The following is a 13,062-nucleotide window of genomic DNA, read 5'->3' as shown; positions in this document are numbered from 1 at the left end:
CCCCGGTTCCGGCGAACGCGCCCGGCTCAGTGCGCCGTCGCCGCGACCCGCGGCCGCTCGGGCGTCACTGCGGCGCCGTCCAGCTCGGCGATGCGGCGATCGATCGCCGCGACGGCGTGGCGCGAGAACGGGCCGAGGTGCAGGTAGAACGCCATCAGCAGCACGATGTAGCGCAGCGCCCCGGGGTTCGACTTCGCCACCTCGACGAACACGGCCCAGAACGGCTCGCGCGCCTCCGGCACGGCGCGGATGATCTGGTGCACGGCCTCGATGCCGCCGAGCCGCTTGCGCGGGTCGCCGTCGGGCAACTCGCGCGGGCGGCCCGTGCGGTCCATCATCGCGGCGAGGCGCGACAGCCGGCCCGCATAGGCGACCGGATCGAAGACGTTCTGCAGGATGGTGCGGTAGTCGACCAGAATGTCGCGCAGCGGCCGCAGGGTGTCGAAGTTGCAGCCGAGCGTGCACTGGTCGCCGCCGGTCTCGACATGCATCACGTCGTGACCCGGATGCAGCCGGCCCTCCTTCTCGAGGCGGCGCGTGAGCTGGGTGCCGGGCAGCGCGTAGAGGAGGCCGACCATGCAGACCGGAATCGCCGTCTCCTCGATGAACTGGGTCATCGAATCGGCGATCGACACCTTCTCGGTGTCGAAGCCGACGATGAAGCCAGCCGTCACGAACATGCCGTAACCGTAGATCTTGTGGATGCACTCGGCGATGTTGCGCTTGGTGTTCTGCTTCTTGCGCATCTGCACCAGCGTCTCGGGATCCGGGCTCTCGATGCCGACGAAGACGGCGAAGAAGTTCGCGTCCTTCATGGCCTGCATCATCTCGTCGTCGTCGGCGAGATTGATCGACGCCTCGGTCGAGAACTCGAACGGGAAGCCGCGCTCCTGCTGCCAGGCGGTGAGGCGCGGCATCAAGGTGCGGATGTTCTTCTTGTTGCCGATGAAGTTGTCGTCGACGAAGTCGACATGGCCGCGCCAGCCGGCGTCGTGCAGCGCCTGCAGCTCGGCGAGAATCTGATCGTTGGTCTTGGTCCGCGGCACCCGGCCGTAGAGCTCGATGATGTCGCAGAACTCGCAGGTGAACGGGCAGCCGCGGGCGTACTGGACGCCAATGTAGAGATAATGGTCGAGCGTGAGCAGATCCCAGCGCGGCAGCGGCGTCTTGGTGATGTCGGCCTGGTACTTCTCGGCCGTGAACACGCCCCCGCGCTCGCCCCGCTCCCACGCCGCGATGAAATCGTCGATGACCAGCTCGGCCTCGCCGATCACCTGGAAATCGGCCTTGGCGTAGAGATGCGGGCTCGACGACACGTCGGGGCCGCCGACGCAGACCGGCTTGCCATGCTGGTGCGCGACGTCGATCAGATGCAGGAAGTCCGGCTGCTGGTTGAGCATGCCGCCGATCATCACGAGATCGGCCCAGGCGATGTCGGCGTCGTCGAGCGTCTCGGTGTTGCGGTTGACGAGCCGCACCTCCCAGTCGGAGGGCAGCATCGCGGCGACCGTGATCAGCCCGAGCGGCGCGGCGGGATAGCGGGCACCGACCAGCTCACAGGCCGCCTTGTAGTGCCAGAACGAGTTCGCGATGAACTCGGGATAGATCATCAGGACGCGGGTGGAGCGCGCAGTCACGTCGGAACTCTCCGTGGCGGGCAGCAGCAACATCCGGAAATGTCACCGCACCTTGCACGGATCGATCCGCACACTCAAGCGTCGATGGCCCTGCCCCGCCGGATTGGTCGCGCCGACGGGACAATAGGTTCGGAGGACGACAGAATTCCGGCTCCGATGAGGCGCCGCGGTAGCATGAAACACCGCAGCGCCGCCGAATTCAGCCGAATCACGGTTAGTCCACCCAGGCCAGTCCGGGCGATGCCGGCCTCGAACTCACCGGTGGATCAGCGTACCGGCGCCGTGATCGGTCAAAAGCTCGAGCAGCACCGCGTGCTCGACCTTGCCGTCCAGGATGACGACGCCTTCGACCCCGGCCTCGAGCGCGTAGATGCAGGTCTCGACCTTGGGGATCATGCCGCCCGAGATGGTGCCGTCGGCGATCAGGCGACGCGCGTCGTCGATCGACAGCTCCTTGATCAGCTGCTTCGACTTGTCGAGCACGCCCGGCACGTCGGTGAGCAGCAGCAGGCGCTTGGCCTTGAGCGCACCGGCGACCGCGCCGGCGAACGTGTCGGCGTTCACGTTGTAGGTGCCGCCCTCGGCCGCGGTCGCGACCGGCGCCAGCACCGGGATCAGCTGCTTTCCGAGGATCTCGTCGAGCACCGTGGTGTCGACCTTGTCGGGCTCGCCGACGAAGCCGAGGTCGACGATCTGCTCGATCCTGGAGCCCGGATCGACCACGGTGCGGCTCACCTTACGGGCCGTCACCATGTTGCCGTCCTTGCCGCACAGGCCGACCGCCTTGCCGCCCGCCTCGTTGATGTAGCCGACGATCTGCTTGTTGATCGAGCCGGCCAGCACCATCTCGACGACCTCGATGGTCGCCGCGTCGGTGATCCGCAGCCCGGCCGCGAACTCCGACTTGATGCCGAGACGCTTCAGCATCCCGCCGATCTGCGGGCCGCCGCCGTGCACCACCACGGGATTGATGGCGGTCTGCTCGAGCAGCACGATGTCGCGGGCGAAGCTCTTGGCGCCGGCCTCCTCGCCCATGGCGTGGCCGCCGTACTTCACCACGACCACCTCCTCGTCGTAGCGCTGCATGTGGGGCAGCGCCTCGATCAGCACGCGGGCGATGTCGTAGGGCGACACGGTCATGGCGGGTCCTCGGGGCAGGCCAAACGGACGGCGCGGCCGGAACGGCGCGCGCGGCGGGTTTTACCGGGCCGCAGGCCGACCGAAAAGGGCCGAATGGGCGCAACCGGGCTGCAGGGCCGCGCCGAGAGGATCACGCGACGGCGGCGGATTCCAGAACCTCGTCGGCATCCGCCATCGAGACGTCGCCGGGCGACGTCATGGCGAGCGCCCCGTGGGCGACGCCGCAGTCGACCGCCGCCTGCGGGCCGCGGCCGGTGAGGAACGCGAAGGCGAGGCCGGACGCGAAGGCGTCGCCGCCGCCCATGCGGTCGTAGATCTCGAGATTCCTCCGCGGGCGCGCCGCATGGACGGTGCCGCCGGCCCACAGCAGAGCGCCCCAATCGTTGAAGCCGGCCGTGCGGGCGTCGCGCAGCGTCGTCGCCGCGACCTTGATGTTCGGATAGGCCGCGGCGGCGGCGGACACGACGGCGACGCCGTTCTCGGGATCGAACTGCGTGGCGCCCGGATGCGGCAACGCGACCTCGACACCGAGGCGGGACAAGAAGTCCTCCTGGTTGCCGATCATCACGTCGACGAACGGCGCGATCGCCCGGTTGACGGTACGGGCCGCGGCCGCGCCGCCGCGCCCCTGCCACAGCGACTCGCGAAAATTGAGGTCGTAGGAGACGACGGTGCCGTGCCGGCGGGCGGCCTGGACGGCCTCCAGCGCGACCGCGGCCGTGCCGTCCGACAGGCCGGCGAAGATGCCGCCGGTGTGGAACCAGCGCACCCCGTCACGGCCGAACAGGCGGTCCCAGTCGATCTCGCCGGGCTGCATCTGCGACGCCGCCGAGTGCCCGCGATCGATGCAGCCGCGCGCCGCACGGCCGCCGAAACCCTTCTCGGTGAAGTTGAGGCCGACCCGGGTGGTGGCGCCGACCGCGTCGGAGGACCGCCAGAGGATCGTCGCGGTGTCGACGCCGCTCGCCAGGATCAGGTCCTCGGCGAGCCGGCCGAGCTCGCTGTCGGGCAGCGCGGTCGCGACGGCGGCGCGCAGCCCGAAGCATTTCCGCAAGGCGCGGGCGACGTTGTACTCGCCACCGCCCTCGCAGACCCGGACGCGACGGGTCTCCCGGACCCGACCGAAGGCCGGGTCGAAGCGCAGCATCACCTCGCCGAGCGCGAGGCAATCCCAGCGCGTGACGCTGGACGGACGAATGGCGAGACCCTCGGACATGATGGACCGGCAGGCGGACGGATCGACGGTGACGTGATCCCGCGCGGGACGCCGATGGATACCCCGGTGGGACCCCGGCGGGTGGCGCCTCGACGCCAAGTAACTATACGGTTACTTAGCGCGAAATCCAGGATCGGACCTCTGCCCGAAAGGCGCGGCGGCGTTGTCCGGCGCGCGGGCCGGCGGCCGGGAGGACGTTCTGGACGGCGTCCTGGAGGACGTCCGGCGCCTCAGCCGCGGAGCATCCGCACGGCGGCGGCGACCGCGAGCGTCAGCCAGCTCAGGATCAGGAGGGTGCCGCCGGTCGGCGCCGCCATCGGGAACAGGCGGTTGCCGACGAAGGCGCGCAGCGCGATGTCGCCGGCGAAGAACACGGTGCCGAGCACGAAGCCGATCAGCGCCGCGAGCGCCAGCGGCCGGAAGGTGAGGCCGGCCGCGACCGCGGCGGTGCCGCCGAGCAGCGCGGCGGCGTGCACCATCAGGATCTGCGCCGCGCTGTCGAGCCCGGCGCCGGGCGCCGCATGCGCCGCGGCGGCCGCGAGCGCCACCCCGGCCGCGCCCATCACGCCGGCGACGAGGACGAAGAACTGGAGGGTCATGAAGGGCTCCGATGAAGGACTCGCGTCGGTCGTTCCGGGCTCGGCGGCGCAGCCGTCGAGACCCGGAATCCAACCCCGTCCGGGACGCCTTCCTTATGGCTGGATTCCGGGTTCCCCGCTACGCGGCCCCCGGAATGACGCGCCACTCCCGGCCTCCCTCACCGCGTCTCGTCCATCAGCCGGGCGACCGCGGCGCGCAGCTCGCCGATGCCGGCGCCGGTGCGCGAGGCGGTGACCAGGATGCCCGGATAGGCGGCGGTGCGCTTCTTCAGCGCCGCCTCGGTCGCGGCCGTGACGGTGGCGAGCTCGGCGGGCTTCGGCTGGTCGGCCTTGGTCAGCACCACCTGATAGCTGACCGCGCTCTCGTCGAGCAGATCGAGCACCGGCGCGTCGGTGTCCTTCAGGCCGTGGCGGGCGTCGATCAGCACATAGACGCGGGCGAGGTTCTGGCGGCCGCGCAGATAGGCGCGGATCAGCTCGGTCCAGGCCGCGACCTTGGCCTTGGGCGCGGCGGCGTAGCCGTAGCCCGGCATGTCGACGAGGCGCAGCCGCTCGCCGGCCGTGAAGAAGATCAGCTCCTGGGTGCGACCCGGCGTCTGCGACGTGCGGGCAAGGCCGTCGCGGCCGGTGAGCGCATTGACGAGGCTCGACTTGCCGACGTTCGAGCGTCCCGCGAAGGCGATCTCGACGCCGAACATCTTCGGCAGCGCGGCCATGTTCGCGGCCGCCGCCATGAACTGCCAGTCGACGGCGAACAGCTTTCGCCCCGCCGACATCTCGGTCGGCGTGAACGGGGCGGGCGCGACGGGCGGGACGGGGGCGATCGGGGCGTCCGGCATGATCCCTCGTCCAATCTGCGAGTCGTCCTGAAACGGGGATGGCCGGGACGAGCCCGGCCATCATGCGGTGTCGTCGGGACGCGGCGCGGCCGCGCCCTATTCGACCTTCCGTTTCGGGATCAGGCCCTTGAGGTTGTCGAACAGCTCGATCTTGGCGCCGTTCTTGCGCATGATCACGGCCTGCTGGATCACCGAGAGCGTGTTGTTCCACGCCCAGTAGATGACCAGGCCCGCCGAGAAGCTCGCCAGCATGAAGGTGAAGATGACCGGCATCCAGTCGAAGATCATCTTCTGGGTCGGATCCGGCGGCGCCGGGTTGAGCTTCATCTGCACCCACATGGTCACGCCCATGATGAGCGGCCAGGCGCCGAGATGCAGGAAGGAGCCGATCACCGGCACGACGGTCGGGTCGAAGGGCAGCAGCCCGAACAGGTTGAACACCGTGGTCGGATCGGGCGCCGAGAGATCGTGGATCCAGCCGAAGAACGGCGCGTGCCGCATCTCGATGGTGACGAACAGCACCTTGTAGAGCGCGAAGAACACCGGGATCTGGATCAGCACCGGCCAGCAGCCGGCGATCGGGTTGATCTTCTCCCGCTTGTAGAGCTCCATCAGCTCCTGCTGTTGCTTGACCTTGTCGTCCGGATAGCGCTCGCGCAGCGCCTGCATCTGCGGCTGCACGGCCTTCATCTTCGCCATCGAGGCGTAGGACTTGTTGGCCAGCGGGAAGAACAGGATCTTGATCAGCACCGTCACCAGCAGGATGGCGACGCCGAAATTGTGGGTCCACTGGAACAGGAAATCGATGGTCCAGAACATCGGCTTGGTGATGAAGTAGAACCACCCCCAGTCGATCAGCAGCTCGAAGCGGTTGAGCTTGAGCGCCGCGTCGTAGGCGTCGACCGTGCCGACCTCCTTGGCGCCGGCGAACAGCCGTCCCATGGCGCTGCCGGTCTGGCCCGGCTGCACCGTGACGGGATCGAGCAGATAGTCGGTCTGGAAGGTGCGCTGATTGCCGAGCTGGGCGGACGAGAACTTCGCCTGCAGGCTCGCCGCCGGATCGGGCAGCAGGGTCGCGGCCCAGTACTTGTCGGTGATGCCGAGCCACGCATTGGTGACCTTGAAGGGGATCACCTTCTTGTCCTGGATGGCCGCGTAGGTGATCTCCTGCAGGCCCTGGTCGCCGAGCACGCCGATCAGGCCCTCGTGCAGGATGTAGTAGCCGAGCGTCTGGGGCGTGCCGTGGCGCGACACGAGCCCGTAAGGATAGAGCGTCACCGGCGCCGTGCCGGTGTTCACCACGTCGTCCTTCACGGTGAACAGGAACTTGTCGTCGACCGTGACGGTGCGGCGGAACTGCAGGCCCTCGCCGTTGTCCCACACCAGCGTCACGGGCTTGGCCGGGGTGAGGGCGCCGGCGCCCTCCTGGGTCCACACCGTATCGGGGCCGGGCAGCTTCACGCCGGTGCCGGCGCCGGCCACCCAGCCGAACTCGGCATAGAAGGGATGCGGCGTGCCGGACGGCGACAGCAGCACGATGGCGGGCGACTTCGGATCGACGGTCTCGCGGAAGCGGACCAGCGCGACGTCGTCGAGGCGGGCGCCCCTGAGGGCGATCGAGCCGCGGATGTTGGGGGTGTCGACCTGGACGCGCGGACCGGCGGCGAGCACCGCCTCGCGCGACTGCTCGGTGGTGACCGGCTGGCCCGGCACCGGCGGCGCCCCGGCCCCCGGGGTCGGCGCCGCGCCCGGCTGCGGCGGCGCGCCGGGCTGCCCGGCCGGCTGGCCGGGGGCCTGAGTCTGCTGGGCCTGCTGCTGCGCCTGCTGGGCCTTCCGCTGCTGCTCCAGCTGCGGCATGCCGAAGAAGAATTGCCAGGCGATCAGCACGACCGCCGACAGGGCGATGGCCAGGAGGACGTTCTTCTGCTCGTTCATGAGGACGCTCGGGCGGTCGGCCGCGGCTCGGGTTCAGGGCCCTGCGCACCGGAGGGCGCAGGAGGCTCGGGCTCGCGCACGGGCCGGTGGACGCGCTTCACGGCACCGACGAAATCGGCGACGCAGCGGTCGAACGGCCGGTCCAGGGCGGCGCGCCGGCCGACGATCACGTAGTCACTGCCGTTCCGGAGTCGTCCCGCGGCGGAAAGCCGCACGACCTCGCGGAGGCGTCGGCGCACCCGGTTGCGCTCGACCGCGGTGCCGACTTTCTTGGTCACAGTGAAGCCGACCCGCGGCGGGCCCGGATCACCCCGCTCGCGCGCCTGGAGGACGAACGCCGGCGTGGGCGCCTTGGCGCCCTTGGCGGCGGCGAGGAAGTCGGCGCGCTGCCGTAACCGTTGCATCGAGGTGACGCCCGGCCGGCATCGGCCGGATCACGCGCTGAGCCGCTTGCGGCCGCGGGCGCGACGGGCGTTGAGCACCTTGCGACCGCCGACGGTCGCCATCCGGGCGCGAAAGCCGTGGCGGCGCTTGCGCACCAGTTTGCTCGGCTGATAGGTCCGCTTCACGGTCTTCTACTCCGCTTTTTCGTGTCGGCCGGACATTGCTGTCGCCGGCGCCTGGTCGGCACGTGTCGCAGATCATCGCTTTTCGGGGATCGGCGCGGCCGAAAATTCAGGGCCGGCTTATACGGGAGGCCCCTGCCCCCGTCAATGCGAGGGAAAAACCCATCGGGGCGGCTCCGATGCCGCGGTCCGGGCGCCCGCGCCGCATCGCCGCACTCCGGCACCGGCGTCCCGCGCGGGCTGCAGGCCGCGCCGCCCGGTGGTGCCCGTCCGCGAACACTCTCCATGGCGAAACGGTAAGAATCCCACGGCGGTAAAGACACGCGGCGGCCGCATTCTCGGTGCACAGGTTCGGGGCTCGGAGTGGACGAGCCCGCGGGGCTCGCGGGATGGTCGACCGGGCGCGTCGGTTGGGCTGATGGACGCTGAAACTCCCCCGAACCTCGCGGCCGGCGCGCCGAGCGCCGGGCCGTCTTCCGGCGGCGCGATCGCGGCCGGTCCGGCAAATGCCACTGCAGGGACGTCCGGCGCGGCCGCGCCCGCCGGCCCGCTCGCCTCGGCGCGCGGCATCGTGCGGCCGCGCTTCGGCCTGTCGGGGCGGCTCCTGGTCCTCACCATCCTGTTCGTGATGCTGGCCGAGGTGCTGATCTACGTCCCCTCGATCGCCAACTTCCGGCTGAGCTACCTGACCGACCGGCTCGCCGCCGCCCACACGGCCGCGCTGGTGCTCGACGCCGCGCCGAGCGGCATGGTGCCGGAGAGCCTCGGCCGCCAGATCCTCGACAGCATCGGGGCGCGCGCCGTCGCCATGAAGATGGGGCGCGAGCGCCGCCTGCTCGCCACCACCGACCTGCCGGCGGCGGTCAGCCAGGACGTCGACGTTCGCAACGACGGCGCCTTCGACGCCATCCTGGACGCCTTCGACACGCTGGCGGTGCTGAAGGACACCGACCTGATCCGCGCCGTCGGCCCCGCCCCGATGGGCGGCGAGTTCGTCGAGATCGTGGTCGAGGCCGGCCCGCTCAAGCAGGCGATGTGGCTCTACTCGCGCAACGTGCTGCTCCTGTCGCTGGTCATCTCGGGCATCACGGCGGCGCTGGTCTATCTCGCCCTGCACGTGCTGTTCGTGCGGCCGCTCCACCGCATCACGGCCAACATGACGGCGTTCCGGGCCAACCCCGAGAACCCGGCCCGCATCGCCCGGCGCTCGACCCGCGAGGACGAGCTCGGCATCGCCGAGCGCGAGCTCGCCGCCATGCAGACCGACCTCGCCTCGATGCTCGCCGAGCGCTACCGGCTCGCAGCCCTCGGGCTCGCCGTGTCGAAGATCAACCACGACCTGCGCAACCTCCTCAACTCGGCGCAGCTCATCTCCGACCGCCTCGGCAGCATCGCCGACCCGCAGGTGCAGCGCTTCGCGCCCAAGCTGATGCTGGCGCTCGAACGCGCCATCGCGTTCTGCGAGACGACGCTCGCCTACGGCCGCGCCCAGGAGCCGCCGCCCGATCGCAAGCCGGTGGCGGTCGACGCGCTGGTGGAGGAGGTGCGCGAATCGCTCGGCCTCGCCACCGACGGACCGATCGGCTGGGTGACGGCGATCGAGCGCGGCCTGACACTGGATGCCGACTACGAGCAGATGCTGCGCGTGCTGGTGAACCTGGTGCGCAACTCCGTCCAGGCGCTGGAGGGCCGCGCCCCCAACGACCCCGGGCGCGATCAGATCCGCATCAGCGGCCGGCGCGAGGGCACGGTCGCGGTGCTGGAGGTCTCCGACACCGGCCCCGGCCTGACGACGCGCGCCCGCGAGCACCTGTTCGAGGCGTTCCGCGGCTCGACCCGCTCCGGCGGCACCGGCCTCGGGCTCGCCATCGCGGCCGAGCTGGTGCGGCTGCACGGCGGCGAGATCGGCCTCGTCGAGGGCACGCTCGGCGCCACGTTCCGGATCGCGATTCCCGACCGCCCGGTCGACCTCATGGACCGCCGCGACCAGCGCGCCCGGGCGTGACCGGGCGCGGCACGCGCCGACGCCCGAAGGCGCGGCACGCGCCGACGCACCAGGGCGCGGGAGCCGGCCTCGCAGCCGCCATGCGCACGGCGCCGTCGCGATCCCGTCACCAATGGCTTGCCAAGCCGGCGGCAACTCGCTAGCTATGCGTCGCCGCGCCCCGGCGTCCCCTGGACGCAAGCGGGCGGACCGGCCACGCGCCCGTAGCTCAGCTGGATAGAGCACCAGACTACGAATCTGGGGGTCGGACGTTCGAATCGTTCCGGGCGCGCCATTTTTCTCTTCTCGAAACATGACCTTGGGTGATCGGCGCGCGAGCCCCCGGTCGGGATTTTTCCGCGTCGGCAGCAGAGCCGCCGAGGTCGTGTCCGCCGCTGCCGCGCGGCGCCGCGTTCTGCGGTGCCGCGCCTCGACCCGTCGTCATCCGCGGTGACGATTACTACGGACGAATCACGGCGGCGGGCCGCCTACAGTGAGCCTGCCGGAAACAGCTCTCCAGCACGCTCACGAGTCACCGATGACCTGGATGCCACGTTACACCGTGTATTTCGTGCCGCCATCCGACAGCGCGATCTATCGGCTCGGCAGCAGCTTGATCGGTTACGATTCCTACTCCGGCGCCGTCGTCCCGCACCCGTTGGATGCGGGGCTCCCCGAGGATTGGCCGGACCTGACGAAAGCGCCGCGCCCTTACGGCCTTCACGTGACGTTCGTGCCGCCGTTCCGCCTCGCCGAAGGGTACGGCGAGACCGATCTGATCCAGTCTTTCTCGGCCTTCTGCGACGAGCCGCGAAGCGTCGCCACGATCGTTCCCGAGGTGCGGGTCATTCGTGATTTCGTCGCGATCGTTCCTCGGCGCGCGAGCGGGATCGTGAAGCAGCTCGCGACGGACTGCCTCACCTATTTCGATCTGTTCCGCGCGCCCTTCACGGCGGCGGATCACGTCCGCCGCCTGGCCCCGAGCTTGAACGAGCGCGAGCGCTGGAACCTCCATCGATGGGGGTATCCGTACGTGCTCAGAGAATTCTTCTTCCACATGACGCTGACCGGCGAGATCGGCTCGGACCGGCGCGACGCGGTCGCCACGCGCTTGTCGACCCTGCTCGCCGACGAGGCGGCGGCGGCCCCGCTTCGCGTCGATCGCGTCGCGCTTCTGAAGCAGGACCAGTCCGGCGAGGGATTTCGGGTCTTGTGCGAGGGCACGATCAGGCACCGGGCCGGCCGCAAGCGATAGACCGCCGGGCCGACCGAAGCGATTCAGCGGGGCCGGCCGTCTCGCACACGCTCGTCGAAGGCCTCCTCGACGGCGCCGGCGACCTCTTCGATGTCGGCAAGGCCGCGAGCGTCCCGAGCGCCGCGTTCTTGTCACCCCGCTTCGGCGTGGTAGATGCTGGCCGGCCGCGCCGGTGACCGCGCGGGCGATTTGCGAGCACCCACGCCGTGAGCACCGCCATGTCGATCGACCGCTACCTCGAACTGTCCGCGCGGGTGCTCACCGAGAGCGCCGCCCACCCGGGGTGCCGGCGCGCCGACGCGGCGGTCGCGGCGATCGCGACGGCGCTGTCGGCCGGGCTGCCGCTCCTGGTGTGCGGCAACGGCGGCTCGGCGTCGGACGCCATGCACATCACGGGCGAGCTGGTCGGCCGCTTCCTGAAGGAGCGGCGGGCGCTGAACTGCATCTGCCTCGCCTCCAACCCGGCCGTGCTCACCGCCTGGTCGAACGACTACAGCTTCGAGACGGTGTTCTCGCGCCAGGTCGAGGCCTATGCGAAGCCGGGCGGCGTCGTCCTCGGCCTCTCGACCTCGGGTAACTCGAAGAACGTGATCCGCGCCTTCGAGGCGGCCCACACGCACGGGATGACGACCATCGCGCTCACCGGCGAGGGGGGCGGCGCGCTCGCGGCGCTCTCCGACATCCTGATCGACGTGCCGTCCCGCGTGACCCCGCAGATCCAGCAGGTGCATCTCTGCCTGTATCACTACATCTGCGAGCAGGTGGAGGCGCGGCTGGTCGCCGACGGCAAGGCGTAGCTCAGCCGGGCGTCCCGGCTCCGCCGGGCCATCCCGCGGCGACGAGACCGTCGAAGGCCGCTCCGATGTCGGCGGCGACCGCGAAGGCCGTCGGCCCGGAGCGCGGCAGGCGCGCGAGCCCCGCCTCCTCGTCGCCGCCATGGCCGGTGCGCACCAGCACGGCCCGCGCGAGCCCCGCCGCCGCGCCCGCTTCGAGATCCGACACCTTGTCGCCGATCACGGCCGACGCCGGCAGGTCGATCGCCAGCATCTCGGCCGCGGCGCGGATCATGCCCGGGTTGGGCTTGCGCCAGGCGTGCGCGGCGACCCGATAGGGTGCCTCGCCCGTGTCGTGATAGGCGCAGGCGAGGACGAGATCGATCCGCGCGCCCGCGGCCGCCAAGCGCCCGATCATCTCCCGCTGCACCACCTCGAACTCGCGCCAGCCGAAATAGCCGCGGGCGATGCCGGCCTGGTTGGTCACCAGCACGACCGGCAGGCCGCGCGCATTGCAGCCGGCGATCGCGCGCGCCGCGCCGTCGAGCAGGCGGACCTTCGCGGGATCCGAGAGATAATGGGTCTCCTCGACGACGACGCCGTCGCGGTCGAGGAACAAGGCGGGCCGGCCGGGCGGCACATCGGCGGCGAGCCGCTCCACCCAGCAGCCGACGCCGTCGTGGAGCCGCGGGTCGGTCGGCGAATCGGACATCTGCACGGGGAGTCTCGGCTCGTTGCGCGACGCGACCGCGGGTCGCTGCGATGATGCGGAGGCCGACCAAAGCGGAGCCGACCGGGCGTGTCAAATCGCTCCACGGCGGGCGCCGGCCGCGCGTCGGACGCGCCCGAAACGCTGGACGGGCGACGCCCGTCCCCGTAAGAAAGCCGCGCAACGAGCGTCACGCCGAGGGAAACCGGCGGCAGAGGACACCACATGAAGCGTGCGTTGATCACCGGCGTCACCGGTCAGGACGGAGCGTATCTGTCGCAGCTCCTGCTCGACAAGGGCTACGACGTCTACGGGCTCGTGCGCCGCAGCAGCGCCTCCGACGTGATGGACGAGAAGCTGCGCTGGCTCGGTGTCGCCGACCGCATCACCATGCTGGACGGCAACCTCA

The 13,062-nt window shown here is 70.5% G+C and carries 13 protein-coding genes and 1 tRNA gene; 5 read left to right on the top strand and 9 right to left on the bottom strand.

Annotated features, from left to right (window positions below; translation table 11 throughout):
- Nucleotides 1–26: 26 nt before the first annotated feature.
- The 8 genes from ABTU92_RS08845 to rpmH all read right to left on the bottom strand — a co-directional run bounded on the left by ABTU92_RS08845 (nucleotide 27) and on the right by rpmH (nucleotide 7,935).
- Nucleotides 27–1,610, bottom strand: coding sequence for a B12-binding domain-containing radical SAM protein (locus tag ABTU92_RS08845; protein WP_408089829.1), 1,584 nt, complete (start codon nucleotides 1,608–1,610; stop codon nucleotides 27–29).
- 282 nt (nucleotides 1,611–1,892) lie between these two features.
- The gene (gene argB / locus ABTU92_RS08840; protein WP_111358732.1) at nucleotides 1,893–2,777 is read right to left on the bottom strand and encodes an acetylglutamate kinase; all 885 of its coding nucleotides are present in this window, start codon (nucleotides 2,775–2,777) and stop codon (nucleotides 1,893–1,895) included.
- A gap of 130 nt (nucleotides 2,778–2,907) precedes the next feature.
- Nucleotides 2,908–3,993, bottom strand: coding sequence for a sugar kinase (locus tag ABTU92_RS08835; protein WP_408089690.1), 1,086 nt, complete (start codon nucleotides 3,991–3,993; stop codon nucleotides 2,908–2,910).
- A gap of 230 nt (nucleotides 3,994–4,223) precedes the next feature.
- Entirely contained in the window at nucleotides 4,224–4,592 is a 369-nt protein-coding gene (locus tag ABTU92_RS08830) for a DUF423 domain-containing protein (RefSeq protein WP_408089688.1), read from the bottom strand.
- Between the two features lie 158 nt (nucleotides 4,593–4,750).
- The gene (gene yihA, locus ABTU92_RS08825; RefSeq protein ID WP_408089827.1) at nucleotides 4,751–5,368 is read right to left on the bottom strand and encodes a ribosome biogenesis GTP-binding protein YihA/YsxC; all 618 of its coding nucleotides are present in this window, start codon (nucleotides 5,366–5,368) and stop codon (nucleotides 4,751–4,753) included.
- A 159-nt stretch (nucleotides 5,369–5,527) separates the two neighbouring features.
- On the bottom strand, nucleotides 5,528–7,366 hold the full coding sequence (gene yidC, locus ABTU92_RS08820; RefSeq protein ID WP_408089686.1) for a membrane protein insertase YidC: 1,839 nt from the start codon (nucleotides 7,364–7,366) through the stop codon (nucleotides 5,528–5,530).
- Complete coding sequence (gene rnpA, locus ABTU92_RS08815) at nucleotides 7,363–7,770, bottom strand: ribonuclease P protein component (RefSeq protein WP_408089684.1); 408 nt, start codon at nucleotides 7,768–7,770, stop codon at nucleotides 7,363–7,365. Before rnpA ends, yidC begins: the two co-directional genes overlap by 4 nt.
- Nucleotides 7,771–7,800: 30 nt before the next feature.
- Complete coding sequence (rpmH, locus tag ABTU92_RS08810; RefSeq protein WP_111360736.1) at nucleotides 7,801–7,935, bottom strand: 50S ribosomal protein L34; 135 nt, start codon at nucleotides 7,933–7,935, stop codon at nucleotides 7,801–7,803.
- 625 nt (nucleotides 7,936–8,560) lie between these two features.
- Between rpmH and ABTU92_RS08805 the strand changes: the two genes are divergently transcribed.
- The 4 genes from ABTU92_RS08805 (at nucleotide 8,561) to ABTU92_RS08790 (ending at nucleotide 11,968) form a co-directional block, all read left to right on the top strand.
- Entirely contained in the window at nucleotides 8,561–9,937 is a 1,377-nt protein-coding gene (locus ABTU92_RS08805) for a sensor histidine kinase (protein WP_408089825.1), read from the top strand.
- Between the two features lie 197 nt (nucleotides 9,938–10,134).
- Nucleotides 10,135–10,211: transfer RNA gene (locus tag ABTU92_RS08800), tRNA-Arg, on the top strand.
- Nucleotides 10,212–10,454: 243 nt separating this feature from the next.
- The gene (locus ABTU92_RS08795) at nucleotides 10,455–11,171 is read left to right on the top strand and encodes a DUF1045 domain-containing protein (protein WP_408089682.1); all 717 of its coding nucleotides are present in this window, start codon (nucleotides 10,455–10,457) and stop codon (nucleotides 11,169–11,171) included.
- A gap of 206 nt (nucleotides 11,172–11,377) precedes the next feature.
- Nucleotides 11,378–11,968, top strand: coding sequence for an SIS domain-containing protein (locus ABTU92_RS08790; protein WP_408089680.1), 591 nt, complete (start codon nucleotides 11,378–11,380; stop codon nucleotides 11,966–11,968).
- Between the two features lies 1 nt (nucleotide 11,969).
- Here ABTU92_RS08790 and ABTU92_RS08785 read toward each other — a convergent pair whose 3' ends face one another.
- A complete protein-coding gene (locus tag ABTU92_RS08785; protein WP_408089823.1) occupies nucleotides 11,970–12,656 on the bottom strand; it encodes a D-glycero-alpha-D-manno-heptose-1,7-bisphosphate 7-phosphatase in 687 nt (228 codons plus the stop codon).
- 222 nt (nucleotides 12,657–12,878) lie between these two features.
- Here ABTU92_RS08785 and ABTU92_RS08780 point away from each other — a divergent pair.
- On the top strand, nucleotides 12,879–13,062 hold a 184-nt coding region (locus ABTU92_RS08780), incomplete at its 3' end, for a GDP-mannose 4,6-dehydratase (RefSeq protein WP_408089678.1).

The sequence above is a fragment of the Rhodoplanes sp. SY1 genome (assembly GCF_046000175.1).
Taxonomy (GTDB): domain Bacteria; phylum Pseudomonadota; class Alphaproteobacteria; order Rhizobiales; family Xanthobacteraceae; genus Rhodoplanes.
This window is presented reverse-complemented; position numbering and strand designations above follow the sequence as displayed.

Excerpts from the sequence above, each read along its gene's own strand:
- ABTU92_RS08830 (WP_408089688.1), bottom strand. The coding sequence starts at position 4,592 with ATGACCCTCCAGTTCTTCGTCCTCGTCGCCGGCGTGATGGGCGCGGCC.
- yihA (WP_408089827.1), bottom strand. The coding sequence starts at position 5,368 with ATGTCGGCGGGGCGAAAGCTGTTCGCCGTCGACTGGCAGTTCATGGCG.
- rnpA (WP_408089684.1), bottom strand. The coding sequence starts at position 7,770 with ATGCAACGGTTACGGCAGCGCGCCGACTTCCTCGCCGCCGCCAAGGGC.
- ABTU92_RS08785 (WP_408089823.1), bottom strand. The coding sequence starts at position 12,656 with ATGTCCGATTCGCCGACCGACCCGCGGCTCCACGACGGCGTCGGCTGC.
- ABTU92_RS08805 (WP_408089825.1), top strand. The coding sequence starts at position 8,561 with ATGCTGGCCGAGGTGCTGATCTACGTCCCCTCGATCGCCAACTTCCGG.
- ABTU92_RS08835 (WP_408089690.1), bottom strand. The coding sequence starts at position 3,993 with ATGTCCGAGGGTCTCGCCATTCGTCCGTCCAGCGTCACGCGCTGGGAT.
- ABTU92_RS08845 (WP_408089829.1), bottom strand. The coding sequence starts at position 1,610 with ATGATCTATCCCGAGTTCATCGCGAACTCGTTCTGGCACTACAAGGCG.
- ABTU92_RS08795 (WP_408089682.1), top strand. The coding sequence starts at position 10,455 with ATGACCTGGATGCCACGTTACACCGTGTATTTCGTGCCGCCATCCGAC.
- argB (WP_111358732.1), bottom strand. The coding sequence starts at position 2,777 with ATGACCGTGTCGCCCTACGACATCGCCCGCGTGCTGATCGAGGCGCTG.
- yidC (WP_408089686.1), bottom strand. The coding sequence starts at position 7,366 with ATGAACGAGCAGAAGAACGTCCTCCTGGCCATCGCCCTGTCGGCGGTC.